Here is a 23,496-nt window from a genome sequence, read left to right as displayed (position 1 = left end):
ATAAATTTAACGATTTAAAAGGGCAAAGATTGGTACTTGATTTCAATTTTTCAATTTTTTAATCTTTCAATACAATAGAAATGAAATTAAAAAAAATTAACGAAGGTTTAAAAGAATCTTTGATTGAGAATGGCTTAACAGAAGCAAACGCCATGCAACAAGAGACTTTTTCAACTTTAAAAAGTGGTGCCGATTGTTTGATAATTGCACCAGCAGGAAGCGGAAAAACAACAACAATTGTGATCAATGTGATTCAGCAATTAGTGAAGGAAGGAGAGCAATCTCCACGAGCTTTGATAGTTGTTGCCGATAAAGACAAAGTATTAGAACTGTTAAGTATGTTTGAGAAGTACGGTAAACATACCGATTTGACTGTTTTTGGGGTGCATGATAAGGGCGACATGGATTATGACAAAAACTATATTTCAGGTGGTTGCGATGTATTGATAGGAACTCCTAATAAATTAAGCAATATGTTGTCTACAGCAGGATACAATGTAAACCGTTTAAAAATGTTCATCATTGACGATGCCGACCCAATGTTGCGCTTGCGTCATGAAACTAAGATTATGCGTATTTCAAGTAGTATCGCTAAAACACAACGTATTATTTTTGCTACCGAAATAACAGAACGTATCGAATCATTAGCAGATAAAATGTTAGTTGAACCGTATGAATTCGATTTTGAAGATTACGGAGATGAAGACGAGGAGGAAGAAGATGAGGACGAAAGCGAAAATAATTAAAAAATAATGCTGTGTAAAATTTTCAACGTACATGCGATGAAAACTTTTAAACATTAAACAAAAAAATAAAATTATTATGGGATTAATGAAAGTGTTTTCGGGAAGTGAAATTTTAGCGATTGCTTTGAAAGAAAAAATCGAAGAAATTGGAGTAGATGTTGTACAGAAAGACAACATTCAATCGGCTAGATTGGCAGGTTTTGGTAGTTATGGTCAAGCAGTTGAATTGTTTGTTCAAGAAACTGAATTTGGGAAAATTCATAAGATCATTGAGGATTTTAAAATGAATTTATAAACGGATTAAATTGTTATTGACTGCGCTCACTCGGAGGTTTTAGTGCCATACGAGTTGTCAAGTCGAGATGAATGATAGATAAAAAATGGACATGAAATACAAAATGCTAGTCTTAGACATGGATGATACCTTGTTGAATGACAACCACGAAGTGTCAGTTGAGAATAAGGAAATGCTTGCTAAAGCTCAGGAATTGGGTGTTCATGTAGTTTTGGCTTCAGGAAGGCCAACTCCTGCAATGATTACTTACGCCAAAGAGTTGAACTTGCATGATTCTTATATGATTTCGTATAATGGAGCTGTAATTTCAGATTTAAAAGAAGATAAAATCATATTCGAACAAACACTTAGTCAGCAACAAATTCATGAGTTGTACGATTATAGCGTTACAAGCAAGACTCATATTATTACCTACGTAGGCGGGAAAATTGTGAGTGAAACAGATTCGGAATACATTGATATCGAAAAAAACATAACTGGTTTAGAACATAATAAAGTAGCTAGTTTTAAAGCCGAAGTGCAGTCTTCAGCTATTAAATGTATTTTATTAGAAGAACCTGCTTATTTAAAGGAAGTAGAGAAAGACTTAAAATTGGCAATGCCACATTTAAGTGTTTGTATGTCTAAACCTTTCTTTCTAGAAGTAGCCCAAAACGGAATAGACAAAGGTTTTAGCATTAAATTCCTAGCCGAAAAACTAGGTGTGCTACAGTCAGAGATTATTGCTGTGGGTAACGCGGGTAACGATTTAACAATGATTGAATATGCCGGATTAGGAGTTTGGGTAGACAACGTTGATCCTGAGTTAAGAGACAAAGCCGATGTTATTGTGGCTTCAAATAATAACCACGGCGTTGCTGAGGTGGTGAGACGTTTTATATTGGCTTAGAATCTTTTAAAGTTTAATTGAACCATTAAGAAATTAAGGATAGTTAAGAGTTGATCTTGATTGCAATTGATTTCTTAATGGTTTTTTTGTGTGCAGTAACTCTGTGATTAATGCGTTCTTTTTTTATTTCTATAGCACATATAGGTTTCTATTTGAATTTTTTATCGGGGTTTCTATTGGTATGAAAAACAGATAAAATGACAATGTTGCTTTTGTTTTCGATTGAATAGACTACAATGTATGTTTTTTTAATAGCTACTTGTCTGAAATAGCTTTGGGTCTTTCTGTATTGAATTGATACAATCTTGTAACTGAATTAATAAATTATCGGCTATTTTGGCAGAAATTAAATTGTAATGAAAAAACACTTCTTCGGTTTGATTTTCGGCTTTTGTGGAAAAGATTAAATTATAGCCTTTCATCTCTTTTTTTAAGTAAGTTGCTTTTTACTTCATCCCAACTTTTTCCTTTGTCTTCGCTTGATAAATACTTAGAACGGCTTTCTTCAATAGTACTAAGGTCTTCTACTGAAAGTTTGTATTCGTTTGTGTTCTCTAATAACATAGCATTCAAATATGCAATAAGATTTTCATCTTCGATATGAATTATTTTTTCAATCAAATTTAGTTTTTCTATTTGTAATTGAGTTGATTGTATCATGTTACTGTTAATTATAGGTACTATAAATATAAATAAATATCAGCTTTAAAGTACAGAATATTGTTTGTAAATTTGCACACTCAATTTTTTTGACAACGATTTCATTAAATTGAATTTACTTATGGAAAACAGAAAAAAAGTAGCGTTCTACACGCTGGGATGTAAGCTGAACTTTTCAGAAACATCAACAATTGCACGTAATTTTCAAGATGAAGGTTTTGATCGTGTCGATTTTGAAGAAGTGGCTGACATGTATGTCATTAATACCTGTTCAGTGACGGAAAATGCCGATAAGCAATTCAAACAAGTCGTTAAAAAAGCGATGAAGCTAAATAATAAAGCTTTTGTGGCAGCGGTAGGTTGTTATGCCCAATTAAAGCCCGAAGAACTAGCTGCAGTTGATGGTGTAGATTTAGTACTAGGAGCTACAGAAAAATTTAAAATTACTGATTATATCAACGATTTGTCCAAGAATGATATGGGCGAAGTGCATTCGTGCGAGATATCCGAAGCTGATTTTTATGTAGGGAGTTACTCTATTGGTGATAGAACACGTGCTTTCTTGAAAGTGCAAGATGGTTGCGATTATAAATGTACCTACTGTACGATTCCGCTAGCGAGAGGAATTTCGCGATCGGACGAATTGGAGAATGTGTTGAAGAATGCCTCTGAGATTTCGAAACAAAATATCAAAGAGATTGTTCTTACCGGTGTGAATATTGGCGATTACGGAAAAGGGGAATTCGGGAATAAAAAACACGAGCATACTTTTCTTGAATTAGTGCAAGAATTAGATAAAGTGGAAGGAATTGAGCGTTTGCGAATTTCGTCTATCGAGCCTAATTTATTGAAAAACGAAACAATTGAATTTGTATCGAAAAGTAGAACTTTTGTGCCTCATTTTCATATTCCGTTGCAATCAGGAAGTAACGAAATCTTGAAATTAATGAAGCGTCGCTACCAACGTGAAGTGTACACGGAGCGTGTGAATAAAATACGTGAAGTGATGCCACATGCCTGTATTGGTGTGGATGTGATTGTTGGTTTTCCAGGAGAAACAGATGAACATTTCTTAGAAACCTATCATTTCTTGAATGAAATGGATATTTCGTATTTACATGTTTTCACGTATTCAGAACGAGATAATACAGAAGCTGCTGATATGTCCGGTGTTGTTGCTGCGAATGTACGTTCAAAACGAAGTAAAATGTTACGTGGATTATCGGTTAAAAAACGTCGTGCTTTTTATGAAAGCCAACTAGGGAGTAATAGAACGGTTTTATTTGAAAGTGAAAATAAAGAAGGATATATTCACGGTTTTACCGAGAATTACGTGAAAGTAAAAACACCTTGGAATCCAGAATTGGTAAATACGTTGCATCCTATAAACCTGACTCATATTGATGAGGATGGAAGTGTGCGTATGGAATTTATTGAGGTAGAAGTTTAATCTTTTAATATATTAGTGGTATTCATTTTAAATCATTTAGAGCTTCAATTTCGATGACTTAAAAATAGAAGTGATATCAGCTTTAAAATCAGTAAGGGATTAAGTTTATTAAGTTTTACGCTTAATTTTCTTAATCCCTTACTGTTTTTTACTGTTCTATAGCAACGCTTCAATTAATCGGATGAACTCAGCGCGGTAGCCACCTTTGTCATCAGATAATCCAGCATTTGCCAAAGTTTCAATAGCTGCTGTATTTTTGTTTGAAACCAATTTTGAATCTCTTAATTTCAATCCAAACCAAGCCACGGCACTACTAAATTTAAAATCAGCTGACGTGTTTTTTGCAACTTGGTTTGCTATTGTGGTTACCATTTCGATACTTTTTTCGCCCTCTGGTTTTTTGTATCTAAATTTAATAGTAGCCAGCTCGTTGCTGAAAATAGACGTATTGGTTGGTGTAACCGAGTATTTCAAGTCAGACGCCACGTAATCACTTTCAGTACCGGTTGGAATGATTTCGTATAGCGCTGTCACCGTATGTCCGCTCCCCAATTCTCCTGCGTCAATGGCGTCATTTTTAAAATCTTCGGGACGTAATTTTCGGTTTTCGTACCCAATCAAGCGGTACGATTGCACGTGCTTTGGGTTGAATTCAATCTGGATCTTTACATCTTTGGCTATCGCAAACATCGAACCTTTGAATTCCTTACTCAAAAAACGATTGGCTTCTTGAATGTTGTCGATGTACGCATAGTTTCCGTTGCCTTTGTTGGCTAAAATTTCCATTTTACTGTCTTTGTAATTCCCCATTCCGTAACCCAAACAAGTCAAAAACACACCAGATTTTCTTTTTTCTTCGATCAAAGTTTCCATGTCTTTGTTTGCAGAGCTTCCCACGTTAAAATCTCCGTCGGTTGCTAGTATGACTCTGTTATTTCCTCCTTTGATGAAGTTTTCTGCTGCGGTAGTGTAAGCCAATTCAATTCCGGCACCACCAGCAGTGCTACCACCAGATTGTAATTTGTCCAAAGCATTTAGGATCGTTTTCTTCTGGTCGCCAGGGGTAGGAGGCAAGACCAAGCCTGCAGCGCCTGCGTATACCACAATGGCAACTTTATCTTCTTTACGCAATTCGTTGACCAAAATTTTAAAAGATTGTTTCAATAAGGGTAATTTATTGGCATCGCTCATGGATCCCGAAACATCAATCAAGAAAACCAAGTTGGACGCTGGTAAATCATCTGTGGGAATGTTTTTTCCTTGCAGTCCTATTTTTAACAGTTGGTGTTTTGGATTCCATGGGCAGTTGCTGTATTCGGTATTGATCGAAAAAGGGTCTTCGTTCGTAGGCTGTGGATAGTTGTATTTAAAAAAGTTCATCATCTCCTCAATACGCACGGCATCTTTAGGGACTGCTTGGCCGTTGTTGATCATGCGGCGAATGTTGGTATAAGAGGCATTGTCCACATCAATAGAAAAGGTCGACAGCGGTGCGCTTTTTGGTGATTCAAATTGGTTTTCAACAAAACTCTCATAATCTTCTTGGTTGGGAGTTGGTGCAGCTATTGGATTGATATTTAATTTCTCCAGTTCTTTTTTCAACTCTTTTTCAGTTAGACCTTTGTATTGTTGGTTTTTGGTCGAAATGATTATGACGCCATTCGAACCTCTTGTGCCATAAATTGCTGTTGCACTTGCGTCTTTTATAACATCCACCGAAGCAATGTCTTGCGGATTTAATTTTGGTTCGCTCGTGTACGGTACCCCATCCACTACATACAAAGGCTGAGCTGCATTGACAGAGGCTACTCCTCTAATGATTACAGGTGATGGCGAATTATTCGCATGTGTAATCTGTACTCCTGCAACTCGCCCTTGCAAGGCATTGGGAACCGAATTTGGTGCATAACTCTTTGAATCTTGAAGAACAGATCGTGAAACCGATCCAGTAAATGCCTTCCTTTTCTGAATACCATACCCCACGACGACTACTTCTTCTAATCTGGCTTCAGACGCCTCGAGCTGTACGTTAATGGTTGTTTGGTTGGTGATTTTTATGGTTTTCGAATTGTAACCTATGTAAGCAAAAACTAGTAGTTCACCATTTTTGGCTGTAATGCTGTAGTGTCCGTTATAATCTGCTTGTGTCGATTTTTTAGTGTTTTTAATTGTCACATTGGCGCCTGGCAAGGGCAGTTGTGATTCATCTGTGATGGTTCCTGTAATCGTAATTTCTTGTCCAAATGTTAGGACAGAAAAAAGCATAGCAATGGCTAATGAAAGAAGTTTTAGACTTTTCATAATGTTGTTTTTTAGAATGTTAGTATTGTATGTTCTGAATTATTTCGGTAGTGGTTTTCCGTTTTTAGTACTGATAATTACGACTCCTTTTTTACCTTTTTCACCATATTTTTCAATGGCTTTTTCATTTTGTAGTACAGTGAGTGATTCAATTTTTTGTTTACTCAAAGGCGCATACGGACTCGTTGGATGTTGCCCAAACAACGATTCCTCGCTGTACTCAACGCCATTGATAATATAGAGTGGTTCGTCTAGCACAACTAGTGATTCCAATTCGTCTTCATACGTATCAGTTAATGAATTCTTGGCGTCCATCACTGATTTGTATTTTTTGCTAGAGACTAGAGCGTCATTTATAACTACTAGTGGTGCATTGTTTGCAGGTGCTTTTTGAACTTCGGCTACCGCTGCTCGTGCGACTTGAGTTTCATATGCACTTTCTACCTCTTTGGCTTCATAAATAGTACCTCGGTTAAAACGGTTGCTGCTTTTGGCTTGACTTTGTCGGGCTAGAATCGCTTTTTCGTGTACGATAGCCTTATCGGATAGTTCAAGTTTTGGCTCTTGAACAGCTACAGCTTCTGTTTTTTGGATTGTTGTAGCCGTTGCGATTTGAGTTTGTTCTTCAATAGCTTTTTTAATTTTTAAAGTATCGAGTAAAGTGGAGGTCCCTATTTTTTGATCAGTAGGTTCGGTGGTTGTCGCTTCTTGAACCACGACCGATTTTTCAATTACAGGAACAGCTGTGTTTGTTTTGGTCAATTGGTATCCCAATGAAACCACTAATAATACCGAAGCTGCAATCGCCACTTTTTTCCAAACCTTAGTTTTGGTAACCAAGGCTTCTTGGTCTAGTTTCTCATCCACACGTGCCCATACCTTATCCATGCCTGCAAAGGGTTGATCCTCGGCTTGGTGAGCAGCTTGTTTGATTTGGTTAAATAATTTATCTTGATTGTCCATGACTAATTCGATTTTTTGTAATACAGGTTGTTCACTAATTCTTTCAACTTGGTTTTGGCCGCATTCAGTTGCGATTTGGAGGTACCTTCAGAAATTTGAAGCATTGTGGCAATCTCCTTGTGTCCGTAGCCTTCAATCACAAAAAGATTGAAAACCGTTTTGCATCCGTCCGGAATTTGGTTGAGTAACTGCAATAAATCTTCTTCTTCAAGGTGGGTGTCTTCCTCAGTAAACGGCAATGCAATAGTGCTGACATCGTCCAAATACATATTAAAGTTGGTTTTCTTTTTGATAGTGGCCAGACATTGGTTCACAGCAATTTTGCGAGCCCAAGCTTCAAAAGCGCCAATTTCTTTCAGTTGATCCAACTTGGTGAATAGTATAAAAAAAGCATCCGCCAAGGCTTCCTCGATTTCTTCTTCTTTTTTCAAATAGCGTTTGCAGGTTGCATATAGCTTGGGTGACAGTAGTTCATACACCTGACGCTGGGCGTCTCGCTGCATTTTTTTACACGCTAATATTAGATTTTCGTTTATCACAATAGTGTCTTTACTAGTATAGAGAGTAATTTAGTCAAAAAGGTTGGGAGGGGAGTGAAAAAAAAATAAATTAATGATTTTTGATTAACAGTTAACGATTGATGATTTGCGTTAAGCATTCATCATTTAAGTTTTGTTCCTGAAATTGATTTTTGAGTTTGACTATTGACTTAACCTCAAAACTAATCTCCAAAGTTTGTCTCGCTGAAAGCGTCTCACATCAGGTGAGAAACTTTGCTGAGACGCTTTCAGCGAGACAAAAGGTTTCGTTTGCTATTTTGAAATTACCCTTTAAATTTGCCTTTTGCTACAAAAAAAAAGGTCCACAGCGTTTAAATACTAAACACTGTGAACCTTTGTATCTTTATTGCGAAGTTTCGCGAGATAGATTACGGGTTAGTAGACCAAATGCTACTGTTTTTGATAAATACACGACGATTAAGTTTCAATTGTGCAATAATCAAATCGGCCATATCTTCGGCTTGCATTACAGAGTCGGGGTTTCCGTCAGTAAGTTTCAAATCTTTGGCCATGTCTGTAGCAACAGTACTTGGCGTTAATGCTGTTACGCGAATGTTGTGTTTGCGAACTTCTTGCATCAACGAATCGGTTAATCCCAAAACAGCAAATTTTGAAGCACTATAAGCACTTGTTAAAGCGTTTCCTGCTAATCCTGCAGTCGATGAGATATTGATGATGTCTCCCGTTTGTCTTTCGATCATATTAGGTAAAACGGCGCGTGTCATATAATAGGTTCCCATTAAATTCACTTGAATGATGCGCTCCCAAGCGGTAGGTTCTAGTTCTAAGAATTTCCCGAAAGCTGCAATACCTGCATTATTGATCAAGATATCGATAGTGCCAAATTCGGCAATTGCTTTTTCAACTGCTGTGTTTACTGAATTAATGTCGGCTACATCAGCAGTTATCGCTAGCGATTTTACTCTTAATGAACGAGCTTTTGCAGCTACATTGTCTATTTCTTCTTGTGTTCTGGCCACCAATATTACGTTCACGCCTTCTTTGGCTAATGCCAAAGCAATTGCTTTTCCGATTCCTTTTCCGGCACCGGTGATTAGTGCATTTTTATTTTTTAAATCCGTCATTGTGTCAATTTTATATGTTAGTAGCAAAGTTAGCCCATTCTAATTTTTTTAAAGAAAAGGGAATGTGAAAAAATCCTTAAAGTTAATGCAGTTGCCCATTTTTAATTAGGAGCACCATAAAATCCCAAAGGAAGTGGCAAATTATTACAATTTTAATGTTTTGGTATTTATTATAATGCAAAGCAAAAACCAATCCGATGGTAAATGGTCCTATCATTTGTATTAATGTTCCGTAGCTGTAATGCAAGAGTCCGAATAGTATGCTGGAAAGTACTATTGCTCCGTATTTGTTTTTGAGTAGTATTTCTAGCCGTGGCGTGAGGTAGCCTCTAAACAGTAGTTCTTCAGTAATACCAGCGGTGACACAGGTGAACGCAATTAAAGGGATATTGTTCTTGAATATTTTCATAATCTGATTCATTTTCTCGCTTTCAACAGGATACCCAATTGCTTTTATTAGTAATGAAACGAAGAATAACGCTGCTATTAAAATTAGCATTGTTTTTACAACTGATTTGAAGTAATAAGATAAGGGGTATACCTGCTCCTTGTAGAGTAAAAAAGGTTGTTTTTCTATATAAAAGGAGAAAAGAAAAAGGATTGCTAGGCAAAACCAAATAAAAAACCGAGAAATGTAGAGTACTGTTTCATAAGGAATACCAATGTCTTGTAATTTAGGTAATAGAAAAGTTCCTGCAAACAAGATCAGTAGCAGGGATACAATACCGCTTATTAAGGTTGATTTTTTGGTTGACTGTGGGTAATTATTCATGAGTGTTATTAGAATTCAATGCGATTGTCGCGTAATTGTTGCTTATTGTTTATTATTCTTTAAGCACCATGTCAATGCATAGCACAGCGGCAAGAATCAACTTTCGGTCTTTGTGATCTTGTGGTACGGTATCGTTAATTTGTAAAACATAATTATCGGCAGAGGTAAAAAGTTCTTTCCCTAATCCGTTCCATTTCTTGCTAACTTGAGCGAGTTCTTTATTGTTTTGTGATAGTTTGAATTCCCAACCTGTCCATTTTCCTTGTAATACACAAACCGGTTTACCGTTTTGATCTGTTACTTCGAATTTGCCTCCCATGGACCAGAATTTTTGTTTGAAAAGGCCAATAAGTTGGTCTTTTTCGTTAAAAACTTCAACATCCGATCTAAAAAAGGTAGTGGGTCTTTTCATACTTACTATTTTTTCGCCCGAAACCGTTGTGATTTCAAGGTAAAAAGGAGTCATTTTTTTGTATTTTGTAAAACGAATGATTTTAGAAAAGAAACCCAGATTGTGTTCTCTACAATTTAAAATAAGTTCGTTAGTAGCAGGGTCGTAAATATCATAATTGTTAGCCGCTTTAAAAATGCCAAGGTGCTCTTTTACTAGAAATAGACTTTTGTTTAATAGTGCATTCATTATTTTTTTGTTAAGGTTAGTTTATAAATAGCTGTTTTTAGTTCTTCGGTATCTTTGTCTTCGCAAAGAAGGAATTCAATACTGTCAGTTGTGTTTTTGTACACTGTGATGCCTTCAAATTTTTGAGTTGAGCTGATTTTTTTAGTAAAATCGACCTTCATAGTTTCAAGGTTGATGCAGCCTATGAAGCTGCCAAGTATTGCTCCATCGGCATAAGTGGAAGGAGTGTCTTCGACAGTGGATAAAAAATAAAGATTGTTGTTGACTAGAACGGCATCGGTGAAACTGGATCGAATGCCTTTTATTTTGGGTAGTTTGTAGTCATTAGACACTAAACTGAATTCTTCACTCAGTTTTTTGGCATGAATGGTAAAAACGGTGTTTTGGTTTGAAGCACCATTGCCTCGGTTGAATAAATACCAGTTTTCGCCATCGTAAACGGCGCCTTCTAGATTGAAGTCTTCGGGTTTTATGCTTGCAAAACTTTGCATTACAGCATACAAATCGGCTAGGTTGTTAGTGGCTATTTTCTTTTTTTGATTGGTATCAAATTCGATCATGGCATTTCGTTTGGGTGTAGATCCTGATCCTAAAACGTAAACGGTGTCTTGGAATTGTGTGAGGGACTCAAAGTCGGGTTTCTCGCTTTTAGGAATGTTTACAGCAGGATTTGCTAGTAGCGGATATTGGTTTAAGGTTTTGGATTCTAGATGGTATTCGTATAAAAAGCTACTGTTATCGCCTATGATTAGTAGGTTGTTGTCTTTGTATAAAAGTCCTGATGCTGAACCGATGCCGATGATGTGGAATAGTAATTCGAGTGTAAAATTGCCCATTGTTGTTATTGTAAAAACGGATGCCCTAGCCCGGATAGTAGTGAAAATCCTTTTTAGCTGCTTTTTTTGGCAGCTAAAAAGATTGCAACGAATAGCCGGAAATAGCTCCTGAAATTCATCAGGATTAGTCCTAATTATTTATTATATTTGATTTTATAAAGATAAAATATTTCCTATGAAATCAATAAACCCAGACGATTTTAAAGTTGTAAAAGCGATAAAATTATCAGAACTAGCTACAAACTTGCATGTTAAGGCAGATGAGGATGCCAAAGAAGATAAATTAGAGAACGTGCGCGAGAAGTTGAGTGAGCTGCAAGATGTGATGTATGCTCATAATAAATATGGCGTTTTGATTTGTTTGCAAGGGGTGGATACCTCTGGGAAGGACAGTTTGATTCGGGAAGTTTTTAAGGAGTTTAATTCTCGTGGAGTGGTGGTGCATAGTTTTAAAACGCCAAACTCGACGGAGTTGGAGCATGATTATTTATGGCGTCATTATATTGCGCTGCCTGAAAAAGGGAAATTTGCGGTTTTTAACCGTACGCATTATGAAAATGTTTTGGTTACACGTGTTCATCCGGAATATATTATGAATGAAAATATCCCAGGAATTGAACAGGTGGAGGATATAAAGCCAGAGTTTTGGGAGAATAGAATGGAGCAGATAAGGAATTTTGAGAAGCACATTACTCAAAACGGAACGATAGTGCTGAAGTTTTTTATCAATTTGAGCAAGGAGGAGCAAAGAGAACGGTTGTTGCGTCGCTTGGAAGAGGAAAAGCACAACTGGAAATTCTCTGTAGGAGATTTGAAGGAAAGAGCGCGTTGGGATGATTATATGAAGTATTATGAGGAGGCGATAAACGCAACGTCTACGGATTATGCACCTTGGTATGTTGTTCCTGCTGATGATAAAGATATGTGTCGTTACATTGTGGCCAAAATTATTTGGGAAGAAATGCAAAAGCATACGGACATTAAAGAGCCGGAACTAGATGAAAAGGTAAAAGCAAATATTGAACTTTACAAAGACGTTTTGAGAAAAGAGTAAATAAAGAAGCCGTTTCTAGGATTAGAAACGGCTTCTTTATTTGTAAGGAATAAAAAAAATTAGATTTTTTTCATTTGACCTTTCATCATTGTGATTTGTTCTTTTAGCATTCCTTGTTTGTCTAAACGTTTTGCTTCGTTTAATAAATTAGTAGCTTCTAGCTTACGACGACGAGACATTGCTACACCTGCAAGGTTTAGCTTTGCTACAGCAAGATCCATATCCATTGATAATCCTAATTCGATTGCTTTTTTGAAATATTTCTCGGCTTGATTAATATTTGTTTGTGAAAGCATGATTCCGTGAAGGTAATTGTAATATCCTTGTTGTTTTTGTACTAAAGCACCTTCAGGGTTTTTAATGAACGAAAGCCATTTTGTAGCACCTTCAAAGTCTTGTTTGCGCAGTTTTAAGAAAGCTAATAAGATGAATTCGTTTTTAAAATAAAGGAAAATAGGAATTGCAGTCAATAAGAATAGGAAAATTCCGTTTCCAATATTGTTTTCAGTAAATTGCCAGATGCCAGTAATTACAATAAGCCCGGCGATAATAAGTTTAATATTCTTGTGAAACATAGTGTGATTGTTTTATGAAGGCAAATATAGTAAAATGAATTGAAAATATTTTTACAAAACTACTTGTGAGAAAAAAAAGTCTTTGTATATTTGCACTCGGTTTTAGGATAACAGTTATTCGAAAATAAGAAGACATATAAATAAGATTTAAAGATACAAAGCAATGAGCAAAAGAACGTTTCAACCATCGAAAAGAAAAAGAAGAAATAAGCACGGATTTATGGACAGAATGGCTTCTGCGAATGGAAGAAAAGTTCTTGCTAGAAGAAGAGCTAAAGGAAGACATAAATTGACTGTTTCTTGTGACCCAAGACACAAAAAATAATGTTTGTATAAACATAAATAAGGCGTTACTTTTTTTAGTATCGCCTTTTTTTATACCTTGTCGTTAAATTATTATTTTTTTTAAAGGCAAATCCTGATTTTTATAACATTTAAAAAAGCTTTTATGCTGATTTCGTGTTAGATATTAAAATAGAACTACAACAACAAACTACATATAATTACAATAATATGCCAAAAGATACATCAATTAAATCCGTTTTAATAATAGGTTCAGGACCTATTGTTATTGGTCAAGCTTGTGAATTTGATTATGCAGGATCACAATCTGCACGATCCATTCGTGAAGAAGGAATAGAAGTTATTTTGATAAACTCTAATCCTGCGACGATCATGACCGACCCATCAATGGCCGATCATATTTATTTGAAACCTTTAACAACTAAATCAATCATTGAAATCCTTAAAGCACACCCACAAATTGATGCGGTATTGCCTACAATGGGAGGACAAACAGCACTTAATTTGTGTTTAGAAGCTGATGAAAAAGGGATTTGGTCAGATTTTGGGGTAAGAATGATTGGTGTTGATGTAAATGCAATTAATATTACTGAGGATAGAGAACAGTTTAAACAACTACTTAAAAAAATAAATGTACCATCTGCTCCTGCCGAAATTTGTACTTCATACCTTAGAGGTAAAGAAATTGCGCAAGAATATGGTTTTCCTTTAGTAATTCGTCCTTCATTTACTCTAGGAGGTACTGGAGCTGCAATTGTATATCACAAAGAAGATTTTGATGAATTATTAACAAGAGGTCTAGAAGCATCACCTATTCATGAAGTCTTAATTGACAAGGCTTTAATGGGTTGGAAAGAGTATGAACTAGAACTTTTAAGAGATAAAAATGACAACGTTGTAATCATTTGTTCGATCGAAAATATGGATCCAATGGGAATTCATACTGGAGATTCGATCACTGTAGCGCCAGCAATGACTTTGTCTGACACTACTTTTCAAAGAATGCGTGACTATGCAATCTTAATGATGCGTAGTATTGGGAACTTTGCAGGAGGTTGTAACGTGCAGTTTGCTGTTTCGCCAGATGATAAAGAAGATATCGTTGCAATTGAAATCAACCCTCGTGTATCGCGTTCATCAGCATTAGCATCAAAAGCAACGGGATATCCAATTGCGAAAATTGCAACAAAATTAGCTTTAGGATACAATCTTGATGAGTTGCAAAACCAAATTACCAAATCAACTTCGGCTTTATTCGAACCAACTTTGGATTATGTGATTGTGAAAATTCCACGTTGGAATTTTGATAAATTTGAAGGAGCGGATAGAACTTTAGGGCTTCAAATGAAATCTGTAGGTGAGGTAATGGGAATTGGACGCTCCTTTCAAGAAGCGCTTCACAAAGCAACGCAATCATTAGAAATAAAAAGAAACGGTTTAGGAGCTGACGGAAAAGGCTACACAAACTACGAACAAATTATAGAAAAACTAACTTTTGCAAGTTGGGATCGTGTTTTTGTAATTTATGATGCAATTGCCATGGGAATTCCTTTGAGCCGCATTCATGAAATTACTAAAATTGATATGTGGTTCTTGAAACAATATGAAGAACTTTATACGCTTGAGAAAGAAATTTCTAACTATAAAGTAGAGACATTGCCAAGAGAGCTTTTGCTTGAAGCAAAACAAAAAGGTTTTGCCGATAGACAAATTGCACATATGATGGGATGTCTAGAAAGTGCGGTTCATACAAAGCGTATGGATACAAATATCAACCGTGTATTTAAATTAGTAGATACTTGTGCGGCTGAGTTCAAGGCAAAGACTCCTTACTATTACTCAACTTTTGAAGCTGAAATAGAAAAAGCAGACGGTACACGTTATGTAGATAACGAAAGTGTTGTTACAGATAAAAAGAAGATAATTGTTCTTGGGTCAGGCCCAAATAGAATTGGTCAAGGAATTGAATTTGATTATTCATGTGTACACGGAGTGCTAGCTGCGAAAGAATGCGGATATGAAACAATTATGATTAACTGTAATCCTGAAACGGTGTCTACTGACTTTGATACAGCAGATAAATTATACTTCGAGCCTGTTTTCTGGGAGCATATCTACGATATCATTCAGCACGAAAAACCAGAAGGAGTAATCGTGCAGTTAGGTGGTCAAACGGCTTTGAAACTAGCTGAAAAATTATCTAAATACGGAATCAAAATCATCGGAACAAGCTTTGATGCTTTGGATTTAGCCGAAGACAGAGGGCGTTTCTCTGATTTGTTAACGGAGTTAAATATTCCTTTTCCACAATTTGGAATTGCTGAAACAGCAGATGAAGCCGCAGCATTAGCAGATACTTTGGATTTTCCATTATTGATTCGTCCTTCTTATGTATTGGGTGGTCAAGGAATGAAAATTGTGATCAACAAGCAAGAGCTTGAAGAGCATGTTGTGAATTTATTGAAAACCATTCCTGGGAATAAATTACTGTTAGACCATTATCTTGACGGAGCAATTGAGGCTGAAGCCGATGCAATTTGTGACGGAGAGAATGTATACATCATAGGAATTATGGAGCATATCGAACCTTGCGGAGTGCACTCTGGAGACAGTAATGCTACTTTGCCTCCTTTTAACTTAGGGGAGTTTGTAATGCAACAAATCAAAGATCATACTAAGAAAATTGCATTAGGTTTAAGAACGGTAGGTTTAATCAATATTCAGTTTGCTATTAAAGACGATACGGTTTACATCATTGAAGCAAACCCTAGAGCGTCTCGTACAGTGCCGTTTATTGCGAAAGCGTATGGAGAACCTTATGTAAATTATGCGACTAAAGTAATGTTAGGACATAATAAAGTAACCGACTTTACTTTTAACCCACAATTAAAAGGATTTGCAATCAAGCAACCGGTTTTCTCTTTCAGTAAATTCCATAATGTAAACAAAGCATTAGGACCAGAAATGAAATCAACAGGAGAAAGCATCTTGTTTATTGATGACTTAAAAGACGATCAGTTCTACGAATTGTACTCCAGAAGAAAAATGTATTTGAGTAAATAATCTCAATTTTGATATAAAAAAGCCCCTTGATTGGGGCTTTTTTTGTTTTTGCTACAGCTGGATAAGTTGATTAATTTGCATTATTATTGTAAATTGGTAAACCAATAGTGTGTAAAAGTATTTTTTTACTACATTACATTCGATTTAAATTTATAGAAGATGATCAAAACAAATTGGATACCACTATTTACTCTTTTAGCTGTTGTGAACGTGCAAGCGCAATTGCGTGTTTGGAATATAAAAAGTTTAGATGAAGCTAAAGATAAGAATACCATTGAAATAAGGGCTATTATAAAAGAAGCCAATGAAAAATTGAATCAAACTCTAGTAACGGTCGTTGATAAAGAAATGACACCTTCTAGTGGAGATAAGCACGATTATATGAGTATGGGTCGCTATTGGTGGCCCGATCCTACAAAAACGGATGGTTTGCCTTATATTAGAAAAGACGGTCAATCTAATCCTGAGATTGAAAAGTTAGACCGTTATCCCTTAAGTGATTTTGCTAGAAGTGTAGAGACGCTTGCCTTGGCATACCATCTAACAACTGATGAGAAATATGCTGAAAAAGCAGTAGCTGATTTGCGTATTTGGTTCCTGAATGCTGATACAAAAATGAACCCGAATATGGATTACGGACAAACTATTCCCGGTGTAAGAAATGGTATGGGTAGAGGAGAAGGGATTCTGGATACTTATTCTTTTTTTGAAATGCTTGATGCAGTTGAAATTCTTAAGGAGTCAAAAGCTTTCGAGACACTAGATCAAATGGCGATACAAGATTGGTTTAAAACGTATGTTAGTTGGTTGCAAACTTCTACTGTAGCAGCTGAAGAACAACAAGCAAAAAACAATCATGGTACCGCTTTTGATGTACAATTAACACGTTATGCTCTTTTTATTGGTGACCATGAATTGGCTAAAAAAATAGTCAATCAGTTTGCAGAGAATAGATTGTTTACACAAATTGAGCCTGATGGGTCCCAACCGCTAGAATTGGAAAGAACGACAGCTTTAGGGTATTCTACTTTTAATTTGACTCATTTTTTAGACATGGCGCAAATGGCAAAATCGCTAAATATTGATTTGCTTCATCAGGAATCTAAAGATGGAAGAAGTATCTTGAAAGCTATTGAATTTTTAGTGCCATATGTTAATCAGCCACAAGCAGTATTTCCGTACCAACAAATTAAAGAATGGGAAGCTGTTCAAGAAAATCTACGTTGGCAATTATATCGTGTAGACAAAATGTTAGAAAAGCCTCTTTATAATAAGTATTATAAAAATAGGTTGAAGAAAGCTAAAAAGAATAATACATCTATTTTATATTAAAATACAAAGCCTCAACTAGACTAGTTTGAGGCTTTTTTTGGATTATATGTGAAATTAGGAATGTTATTATTCGAGTGGTGCCCATTCTCCTTTTTTAAAATAGACGTTATTGAATTTAGGAGAATTGAATACTAAAATAAAGTCCCAACTCCCTCTGTAAACAGTAGGGTTACTTGTCGTAATGTGGCTTGAAGGTTGTTGCATGTTAATAATAAGTCTTGCAGAACTATAAGGAATGGTAGTCGAAATGGTTCCTCGATACGTTTTTATTATTTTCTCCTTATCGGTTTCATAAAAGTATATGGAGTCATTGTCTTTAATTTCAAATCTAAAATTTTCATATTGCCAGTCGGCTTGCTTACCCGGAAAATAGTCGCGATCTATACAATAGTGCCCGTAGTAATCTTTTTTGTTAAGTTTTGTTTTGGATGTTAAAGCGGTAGTTGTTGATGCAATAAAAATAATGCCGATAATTACGATCCAAATTATACCTATCGTTTTACCGTAAACTTTTTTGCGGCTCAAACCCCAAGCAAGCAGTAAGATTGCTGTTAGTGGTATTACTATTAAAATGAAAAATAAGTTGAACCCAAAGCCCATTTTTAGTTTTTTTATGTGAAATGGGATGGGTAGTTAATTTCGACTAGATCTTTTTCAAGTTGTTTCCAGTCTTCGATTTGGTCTACAATGGACAAAACCATCGATTTTGTTAGTGTTTTTCCATTGTAAATGTCAGTTACAGTTTGCAAAGGGATACCTGTTTGTGTGTAGCTTTCTTCAAAATATTCGGTTGCCCAATCGATATAAGTTTGTGGATTTCCGTCAAAAATAGTTAGCATTTCTGGAGAACCGTCATTGAAATTATTTTCTAAATCGCCGATAGTCCATTTATTTTGATCGTTTAGCCAAATGCAAAAAGTAGTTCCGATGCTTTTTACGGGTTCACCGAAGATAAATTCCTCATACATTTCAGGAAGGCCAACTGTTAGTTGTGACTTGTTAGGTAAATGGACTTCAAAATCATAAAGTTCATGAGCAAAGCCATTTATAACGGATTTGTCCTCTTGAAATAATATTAACATCTGGTCTCCGCAACCGTCTCTCATTTCGAAAAACTGTTCCCCTTTTGCCTATTTTGAGTTAAAGGAGTAGTATCGATATTCCCATTCTGGCGAAATGATAGCGTCTAAAACAGCAATAGCTTTGCAAATTTGCTGAAGTAGATTTTGGTCTGGAAGATTTTTTGTTGTTTTTGTTGAGATCATCTTACTGTTTGCAGATTATGGATAGCCATGTAATAATTATGTTTTTTATTATTATTTACTTCAGTAACATTAAGGAACCCATAGTTTCAATACCGTCAAATAAATTTTGAAGACGGATATTTTCGTTTTCAGCATGTTGATTGTTATCATGATTTGCAATAGGCACTGAAATAGTGTTGGCTTTTAAGTATTTTTCAAACAAGTACAAAGGTAAGCTACCACCCATCGTGGGTTGTAAAACTACTTGGTCGTTAGTTGTCGCTTTTACGGCCGCAATAACTTTCTTAATTATTGGTAGATCCATTGAAGTGCGTTGCGCATTTATTCCATTTGGATTAGCAATTATTTTTATGATTTTTGGATATGTAGCTCTTTCTTGATCTGTTGGGTCATTGGTGGTAACAAAATAGCCTTGTCCTTTGATATGATCAATTACTTTTTGTTGCTGTCTTTTCCAGTCGTTTCCTAAAACTAATCTCAGGTCAAGTACTGCGGTAGCTGTGGTTGGAATCTGATTTGAGGCCATTTTACCTACGTTACCACTTTGTATACCATTGATATTTAACGAGGGTAAATTGATTGCTTCGCTTAATGATATGTCTTTCATTTCTGGATTACCCATTCCTAGCTCAGTTTTCATTTGAGCGTCTACTGATGGAACTTCTAATAAAGCCGCTTTCTCTGATGGACTTAGCGGAATCACATCATCATAAAAACCTTTAATGCTTACTCGGCCGTCATCCTCTTTCATAGAAGCGAGTAATTCGGCTAGCATCATTGCTGGATTGGGTGCCCAATTTCCATAATGTCCACTGTGTAGTGGTCTTTTTGAAGCATATACAGTAAGGTCTAGATTAGTATCGCCTCTAACGCCTAAGTATAATTGTTTTTTTCCTGATTGATGTACGGGGCCATCGCAGATGATCCATAAATCCGAAGTTAAAAGTTTAGCGTTTTTTTCTAAAATAGCATCAAGATGAGTAGACCCTTCTTCCTCTTCACCTTCAAAAAAGAACTTAAGATTGTAAGTAGGTTTTAGTCCGCTTTTTTTAATGGCATCGTATGCATTTAAAATTGCGTCCACACCAGCCTTGTCGTCAGATGCTCCTCGGGCATATATTCTCCATTCTCCATTGTATTTTCCGTCTTGTGGGAACGGAATACTAGTACCGTTTTTGTCAAGACTTGCGGTAAATAGTTGGGGTGTAAAAGGAGTTAGTTTTTTGTCCCATTGTGCTGGATTTACAGGTTGGCCATCATAGTGTGCGTAGAAAATCAATGTTTGTTTAGCGCCGGGTACAAGTACTTCTCCATATACAGCAGGAGTGGTATCTTCGGTTTTTCCTTCCAGCAATTGTACGTTGTTAATCCCTTTGTTTGTCATCATTCCCATAATAAAATTAGCGTTTTCACGCAGGCTTATAGGATTTGCTGCAACATTTGGAATCTTTAAGAAATCGGTAAATTCACGAATAATTACTTTTGCATTCTGCTGCGTTTGCTTTCTTATTTTTAAGCTTTCCGTAGATTGCGCGCTAAGGACTTGAGTAGCCAAAATAAGAAATAGTACTGTGTGATTTAATTTTTTCATGTCAAAGTATTTATTGTTTTTCCTAAAGAAGATCATTAATTATAGAATCATCCTTCAAATCATGCTTCAGTTAGTTCAGCTGGAAATCGATCTGCTACTAAATTAAGTTGAATATTATGTTCTAAATACGCTTTTAAACCTGCAAGAACTAGCGTAAAACCCTCTGTTGTATCTCTAATTTGAGAGCAAAGTTCGTCTACTCTTCCTTGAATACCGTTGAAGGTGATGGTGACAAATGTTTTGCTTTCGCCTAAATTATTAAATTCGAATTCCACAATATTTTGCTCATTATCACCCCATTGAATTGCGATTAATTCGTTTTCTTTTATAGTTAAAACTTTTACAGTAACGGTATGGTTGCCGTACATTTCCCAATTCCAGTCAATAGATTTCCCTTCTTCTAAAGAGGCTGATGCTTTTGTGAACCAGAACTTAGTCGTAATTTCGGGATTGATAAAAGCTTGAAATACTGTTGCAATAGGTTTATTGATAAGCATTGCAGCTTCGGCGTATGTAGTGTTGTCTATAGTCACGTTCTTTTTTTAATGGTCTAAAATAATTTTCATGTGGTAATGCTGCATTCCTACTTCAATAAAAGGATCGTCATATATTTCGAATCCTAACCCTAAATAAAAAGGGACTGCATTTTCTCTAGCATGGCAAATGATTTCTATTAGCCCTTTTGCTTTTGCGAAAGCGATTAATGCATTTACTAATAGTTTGCCAATGCCTTTTCCTTGTTGATTGGTGTCGACAGCCATTTGCATGAGCTGGGCTACCGTTTTTTCTGGATTTATAGGAACCAAAACCACACAGCCAAGGACGATATTATTGTCAAGCCCTATAAAATGCCAAGCTGCTGAATCGTGCATTTCCCAAGCATGATCTGGAATTCCGAGAGGGCGCAGTAAAATTTTATTTCATAATTCTTGTTCAAATGGGTAAAAAGAATCTTGAATATCAATTAATCGAATGTCAATCATTTAATAATTATTAGTTCACGACTTTATTTTTTTAATGATTTTTTTGATCAATAAAACGACAACTAATGCGATAATTCCTCCTGCTAGACCGATGATAAATTCTTTGGCGATATCAGGAAAATTACTCAAAACATGATGTAAAGGTTCTATTTTATGAACAAAAATCCCTCCAGCAACTAATAATAAGGCAATTGTTCCTATAAATGCCAGGGCTTTAATGACCAAAGGCAAGGCTTGGATTAAAATAGTTCCTATGGTTTGCATCAAGCCGTTTTTTCTTTTCTTTAAGGCAAGACCTAGATCGTCCATTCTTACTATTAGCGCTACAATACCGTATACACCTACCGTTGCTAGTAATGCTATAAAGCTCACTACGATTATTTGATGTACGATAGTCTCTTCTAATACGGTGCCTAATGCGATAATGACAATTTCGATAGAGAGAATAAAATCAGTAACAATGGCCGATTTAATTTTGTCTTTTTCGATCAATAAAATTTCCTCTTCGGTTAGTTCGGCAATTTCAGTACTGTTTTCATCGTGGTGGTGTGGTACGATATATTCGTATATTTTTTCGGCACCTTCATAAGCGAGGTATAATGCACCTAATACTAGAATAATAGTGATCGCCAGTGGGGCAAAAGCGCTTAGTAAAAAGGCAAAGGGCAATATGATTAGTTTGTTTAGTAATGAACCTTTGGTAATTGCCCATAGAACAGGGATTTCTCTGGAGCTTACAAATCCAGAAGCTTTTTCGGCATTTACTGCTAAGTCGTCACCAAGTATTCCTGCTGTTTTTTTGGTAGCCACTTTACTCATTACTGCAACATCATCCATAAGTGCTGCGATATCATCTAGAAGGGCAAAAAATCCTGAAGCCATAAAATTTATCGTTTTGTATAATTAATTTTTAGTTTTAAAAAGCCAACACTGTTGGCGTTATTTTTATTATAAAAAGAGGGGTCTAGTAGAAAATGGCTACTTCGTCTAGTTCTTTTCGATTGATGTCTGGAACCCAACATTCGGCTGCGGGATATCCAACAGGAATTAATAAAAATGGTTTTTCGTTTTCGGGGCGGTTTAGAATTTTACTGATAAAATTCATTGGACTTGGGGTATGCGTTAAAGAAACTAAACCGGCGTTGTGAATAGCAGCTAATAAAAAACCACAAGCTAGTCCTACGCTTTCTTGAACGTAATAATTGTTTTTCTTTTTTCCTTCGGGGCCAAACTCATAAATTCGTCTAAAAACAATGATGAGGTAAGGTGCTATTTCCAGAAAAGGCTTTTGCCAATCGGTTCCTAGCGGTTTTAAATCATCGAGCCATTCACTTGACATGCGAGATTCGTAACTTTCTAGTTCTTCTTCTTCGGCAGCAATTCTAATTTGTTTTTTTACTTCTGGATTTTCGATTACACAAAAAGTCCATGGCTGTTTATGAGCACCTGAAGGAGCTGTTGAGGCAGTTTTTATTATATTTTCAATAACTTCACGAGGAACTGGGGCGTCCGAAAATTCTCTAACTGAACGTCTACCGTCCATCGATTCATAAAATGAAGCAGAGCGTTTGATGATTTCTTCGTCGGATAGTATTGGTTTACTGTACCTTATATAAGGGTGTTCTTCGATTATTTTTTTGTCTGGCATAAAGGTTATTTTTTATAGTCTCAAATATAATTAATTTTATGCTAAGCAAAGGCAAATGTGTGGCTATAAAGTCATGCTACACTAATACCAAACGCATTTATTGTATAGACCAAATATTGTCTAAAAAAACATAGCTATAACCACAGATACTCATGACCTCTTTTTGAGTTGTGTTTTTTACGATATTACTTATAAAACTTTCTACATCTTCTAAAGAATTATAAAATTTATTTGAAAATTCTCTTTTGTATTTTGCCCATATTTTTTCTGCTGGATTAAGTTCTGGGCTATAAGGAGGTAAAAAAACTAAAACAATGTTTTCAGGAATGATTAATCTTTTAGCTTTATGAAACCGTCCATTATCCAACACCATTATTTTAAGTTCTTTGGGATTTTCTTTTGAGAAATTATTTAGAAAAACTTGAAAATTATCAGTGTTACAATGTGGCAGAATTAATTGAAAATGATCACCTGTTATTGGTGAA

General features: G+C 35.8%; 25 protein-coding genes. 8 read left to right on the top strand and 17 right to left on the bottom strand.

All coding sequences use genetic code 11. The features are described 5' to 3' along the window. Positions 1–80: 80 nt before the first annotated feature. From H8R24_RS00125 to H8R24_RS00115, 3 genes are all read left to right on the top strand, one after another. Entirely contained in the window at positions 81–746 is a 666-nt protein-coding gene (locus H8R24_RS00125; protein WP_187016554.1) for a DEAD/DEAH box helicase, read from the top strand. A gap of 76 nt (positions 747–822) precedes the next feature. After that, positions 823–1,041, top strand: a complete 219-nt coding sequence (locus H8R24_RS00120) for a DUF2007 domain-containing protein (protein ID WP_187016553.1) — start codon at positions 823–825, stop codon at positions 1,039–1,041. A 91-nt stretch (positions 1,042–1,132) separates the two neighbouring features. Continuing rightward, complete coding sequence (locus H8R24_RS00115) at positions 1,133–1,930, top strand: Cof-type HAD-IIB family hydrolase (RefSeq protein ID WP_187016552.1); 798 nt, start codon at positions 1,133–1,135, stop codon at positions 1,928–1,930. A gap of 408 nt (positions 1,931–2,338) precedes the next feature. Here H8R24_RS00115 and H8R24_RS00110 read toward each other — a convergent pair whose 3' ends face one another. Beyond that, a complete protein-coding gene (locus H8R24_RS00110) occupies positions 2,339–2,590 on the bottom strand; it encodes a hypothetical protein (protein ID WP_187016551.1) in 252 nt (83 codons plus the stop codon). 121 nt (positions 2,591–2,711) lie between these two features. Here H8R24_RS00110 and mtaB point away from each other — a divergent pair, with 121 nt between their 5' ends. Further along, positions 2,712–4,040 carry a tRNA (N(6)-L-threonylcarbamoyladenosine(37)-C(2))-methylthiotransferase MtaB gene (gene mtaB / locus H8R24_RS00105; RefSeq protein WP_187016550.1) on the top strand — a complete coding sequence of 443 codons (1,329 nt, stop codon included), beginning with the start codon at positions 2,712–2,714 and terminating at the stop codon, positions 4,038–4,040. A 156-nt stretch (positions 4,041–4,196) separates the two neighbouring features. Here the strand turns inward: mtaB and H8R24_RS00100 are convergent, their stop codons facing one another. From H8R24_RS00100 to H8R24_RS00070, 7 genes are all read right to left on the bottom strand, one after another. Further along, a complete protein-coding gene (locus tag H8R24_RS00100; RefSeq protein ID WP_187016549.1) occupies positions 4,197–6,341 on the bottom strand; it encodes a vWA domain-containing protein in 2,145 nt (714 codons plus the stop codon). A gap of 39 nt (positions 6,342–6,380) precedes the next feature. Next, positions 6,381–7,304, bottom strand: a complete 924-nt coding sequence (locus tag H8R24_RS00095; RefSeq protein WP_187016548.1) for a hypothetical protein — start codon at positions 7,302–7,304, stop codon at positions 6,381–6,383. 2 nt (positions 7,305–7,306) lie between these two features. Continuing rightward, positions 7,307–7,807, bottom strand: a complete 501-nt coding sequence (locus H8R24_RS00090; RefSeq protein ID WP_187016547.1) for an RNA polymerase sigma factor — start codon at positions 7,805–7,807, stop codon at positions 7,307–7,309. 425 nt (positions 7,808–8,232) lie between these two features. After that, positions 8,233–8,949: a 3-ketoacyl-ACP reductase gene (locus H8R24_RS00085; RefSeq protein WP_187016546.1), complete on the bottom strand. Its 717-nt coding sequence runs from the start codon at positions 8,947–8,949 to the stop codon at positions 8,233–8,235. A gap of 82 nt (positions 8,950–9,031) precedes the next feature. Next, positions 9,032–9,721 (bottom strand): CPBP family intramembrane glutamic endopeptidase, encoded by a 690-nt coding sequence (locus H8R24_RS00080; protein WP_187016545.1) that lies wholly within the window; start codon positions 9,719–9,721, stop codon positions 9,032–9,034. Between the two features lie 52 nt (positions 9,722–9,773). Next, positions 9,774–10,361 carry a phospholipid scramblase-related protein gene (locus tag H8R24_RS00075; RefSeq protein WP_187016544.1) on the bottom strand — a complete coding sequence of 196 codons (588 nt, stop codon included), beginning with the start codon at positions 10,359–10,361 and terminating at the stop codon, positions 9,774–9,776. Beyond that, positions 10,361–11,197, bottom strand: coding sequence for a DUF6929 family protein (locus H8R24_RS00070; protein WP_187016543.1), 837 nt, complete (start codon positions 11,195–11,197; stop codon positions 10,361–10,363). Before H8R24_RS00070 ends, H8R24_RS00075 begins: the two co-directional genes overlap by 1 nt. A gap of 175 nt (positions 11,198–11,372) precedes the next feature. On the opposite strand from H8R24_RS00070, the gene H8R24_RS00065 reads away from it, so the two are divergent. Further along, positions 11,373–12,251, top strand: coding sequence for a PPK2 family polyphosphate kinase (locus H8R24_RS00065; RefSeq protein WP_187016542.1), 879 nt, complete (start codon positions 11,373–11,375; stop codon positions 12,249–12,251). A 59-nt stretch (positions 12,252–12,310) separates the two neighbouring features. On the opposite strand, the gene H8R24_RS00060 is transcribed toward H8R24_RS00065, so the two are convergent. Beyond that, positions 12,311–12,826, bottom strand: coding sequence for a DUF2892 domain-containing protein (locus H8R24_RS00060; RefSeq protein WP_187016541.1), 516 nt, complete (start codon positions 12,824–12,826; stop codon positions 12,311–12,313). 163 nt (positions 12,827–12,989) lie between these two features. Here H8R24_RS00060 and rpmH point away from each other — a divergent pair, with 163 nt between their 5' ends. The 3 genes from rpmH (at position 12,990) to H8R24_RS00045 (ending at position 17,524) form a co-directional block, all read left to right on the top strand. Next, positions 12,990–13,151, top strand: coding sequence for a 50S ribosomal protein L34 (gene rpmH, locus H8R24_RS00055; RefSeq protein WP_026706823.1), 162 nt, complete (start codon positions 12,990–12,992; stop codon positions 13,149–13,151). A 188-nt stretch (positions 13,152–13,339) separates the two neighbouring features. Continuing rightward, a complete protein-coding gene (gene carB, locus H8R24_RS00050; RefSeq protein ID WP_187016540.1) occupies positions 13,340–16,192 on the top strand; it encodes a carbamoyl-phosphate synthase large subunit in 2,853 nt (950 codons plus the stop codon). A gap of 159 nt (positions 16,193–16,351) precedes the next feature. Continuing rightward, entirely contained in the window at positions 16,352–17,524 is a 1,173-nt protein-coding gene (locus H8R24_RS00045) for an alginate lyase family protein (RefSeq protein ID WP_187016539.1), read from the top strand. 66 nt (positions 17,525–17,590) lie between these two features. Here H8R24_RS00045 and H8R24_RS00040 read toward each other — a convergent pair whose 3' ends face one another. From H8R24_RS00040 to H8R24_RS00005, 8 genes are all read right to left on the bottom strand, one after another. Further along, positions 17,591–18,124: a hypothetical protein gene (locus tag H8R24_RS00040; protein WP_187016538.1), complete on the bottom strand. Its 534-nt coding sequence runs from the start codon at positions 18,122–18,124 to the stop codon at positions 17,591–17,593. Positions 18,125–18,135: 11 nt separating this feature from the next. Continuing rightward, positions 18,136–18,630: a hypothetical protein gene (locus H8R24_RS00035; protein ID WP_225876746.1), complete on the bottom strand. Its 495-nt coding sequence runs from the start codon at positions 18,628–18,630 to the stop codon at positions 18,136–18,138. A 214-nt stretch (positions 18,631–18,844) separates the two neighbouring features. Continuing rightward, complete coding sequence (locus tag H8R24_RS00030) at positions 18,845–20,380, bottom strand: M20/M25/M40 family metallo-hydrolase (protein ID WP_187016537.1); 1,536 nt, start codon at positions 20,378–20,380, stop codon at positions 18,845–18,847. A 59-nt stretch (positions 20,381–20,439) separates the two neighbouring features. After that, complete coding sequence (locus H8R24_RS00025; protein ID WP_317172553.1) at positions 20,440–20,913, bottom strand: SRPBCC family protein; 474 nt, start codon at positions 20,911–20,913, stop codon at positions 20,440–20,442. A 9-nt stretch (positions 20,914–20,922) separates the two neighbouring features. After that, the gene (locus H8R24_RS00020; protein ID WP_225876745.1) at positions 20,923–21,252 is read right to left on the bottom strand and encodes a GNAT family N-acetyltransferase; all 330 of its coding nucleotides are present in this window, start codon (positions 21,250–21,252) and stop codon (positions 20,923–20,925) included. A 126-nt stretch (positions 21,253–21,378) separates the two neighbouring features. Continuing rightward, a complete protein-coding gene (locus H8R24_RS00015) occupies positions 21,379–22,245 on the bottom strand; it encodes a DUF808 domain-containing protein (RefSeq protein ID WP_187016536.1) in 867 nt (288 codons plus the stop codon). A gap of 82 nt (positions 22,246–22,327) precedes the next feature. After that, positions 22,328–23,011 (bottom strand): nitroreductase family protein, encoded by a 684-nt coding sequence (locus H8R24_RS00010; RefSeq protein WP_187016535.1) that lies wholly within the window; start codon positions 23,009–23,011, stop codon positions 22,328–22,330. A gap of 97 nt (positions 23,012–23,108) precedes the next feature. After that, a partial coding sequence (locus H8R24_RS00005; protein WP_187016534.1) for a transposase occupies positions 23,109–23,496 on the bottom strand: 388 nt, incomplete at its 5' end.

It is taken from the genome of Flavobacterium muglaense, assembly GCF_014305155.1.
Classification (GTDB): domain Bacteria; phylum Bacteroidota; class Bacteroidia; order Flavobacteriales; family Flavobacteriaceae; genus Flavobacterium; species Flavobacterium muglaense.
The sequence above is the reverse complement of the archived record's forward strand: the minus strand, read 5'-3'. Positions and strand labels throughout refer to the sequence as shown.

Coding starts and splice junctions, on each gene's coding strand:
- H8R24_RS00065 (WP_187016542.1), top strand. CDS start 11,373: ATGAAATCAATAAACCCAGACGATTTTAAAGTTGTAAAAGCGATAAAA.
- H8R24_RS00045 (WP_187016539.1), top strand. CDS start 16,352: ATGATCAAAACAAATTGGATACCACTATTTACTCTTTTAGCTGTTGTG.
- H8R24_RS00040 (WP_187016538.1), bottom strand. CDS start 18,124: ATGGGCTTTGGGTTCAACTTATTTTTCATTTTAATAGTAATACCACTA.
- carB (WP_187016540.1), top strand. CDS start 13,340: ATGCCAAAAGATACATCAATTAAATCCGTTTTAATAATAGGTTCAGGA.
- H8R24_RS00015 (WP_187016536.1), bottom strand. CDS start 22,245: ATGGCTTCAGGATTTTTTGCCCTTCTAGATGATATCGCAGCACTTATG.
- H8R24_RS00030 (WP_187016537.1), bottom strand. CDS start 20,380: ATGAAAAAATTAAATCACACAGTACTATTTCTTATTTTGGCTACTCAA.
- H8R24_RS00080 (WP_187016545.1), bottom strand. CDS start 9,721: ATGAATAATTACCCACAGTCAACCAAAAAATCAACCTTAATAAGCGGT.
- mtaB (WP_187016550.1), top strand. CDS start 2,712: ATGGAAAACAGAAAAAAAGTAGCGTTCTACACGCTGGGATGTAAGCTG.
- H8R24_RS00070 (WP_187016543.1), bottom strand. CDS start 11,197: ATGGGCAATTTTACACTCGAATTACTATTCCACATCATCGGCATCGGT.
- H8R24_RS00010 (WP_187016535.1), bottom strand. CDS start 23,011: ATGCCAGACAAAAAAATAATCGAAGAACACCCTTATATAAGGTACAGT.
- H8R24_RS00035 (WP_225876746.1), bottom strand. CDS start 18,630: ATGAGAGACGGTTGCGGAGACCAGATGTTAATATTATTTCAAGAGGAC.
- H8R24_RS00115 (WP_187016552.1), top strand. CDS start 1,133: ATGAAATACAAAATGCTAGTCTTAGACATGGATGATACCTTGTTGAAT.
- rpmH (WP_026706823.1), top strand. CDS start 12,990: ATGAGCAAAAGAACGTTTCAACCATCGAAAAGAAAAAGAAGAAATAAG.
- H8R24_RS00125 (WP_187016554.1), top strand. CDS start 81: ATGAAATTAAAAAAAATTAACGAAGGTTTAAAAGAATCTTTGATTGAG.
- H8R24_RS00085 (WP_187016546.1), bottom strand. CDS start 8,949: ATGACGGATTTAAAAAATAAAAATGCACTAATCACCGGTGCCGGAAAA.
- H8R24_RS00020 (WP_225876745.1), bottom strand. CDS start 21,252: ATGCACGATTCAGCAGCTTGGCATTTTATAGGGCTTGACAATAATATC.
- H8R24_RS00090 (WP_187016547.1), bottom strand. CDS start 7,807: ATGCAGCGAGACGCCCAGCGTCAGGTGTATGAACTACTGTCACCCAAG.
- H8R24_RS00095 (WP_187016548.1), bottom strand. CDS start 7,304: ATGGACAATCAAGATAAATTATTTAACCAAATCAAACAAGCTGCTCAC.
- H8R24_RS00110 (WP_187016551.1), bottom strand. CDS start 2,590: ATGATACAATCAACTCAATTACAAATAGAAAAACTAAATTTGATTGAA.
- H8R24_RS00075 (WP_187016544.1), bottom strand. CDS start 10,361: ATGAATGCACTATTAAACAAAAGTCTATTTCTAGTAAAAGAGCACCTT.
- H8R24_RS00120 (WP_187016553.1), top strand. CDS start 823: ATGGGATTAATGAAAGTGTTTTCGGGAAGTGAAATTTTAGCGATTGCT.
- H8R24_RS00100 (WP_187016549.1), bottom strand. CDS start 6,341: ATGAAAAGTCTAAAACTTCTTTCATTAGCCATTGCTATGCTTTTTTCT.
- H8R24_RS00060 (WP_187016541.1), bottom strand. CDS start 12,826: ATGTTTCACAAGAATATTAAACTTATTATCGCCGGGCTTATTGTAATT.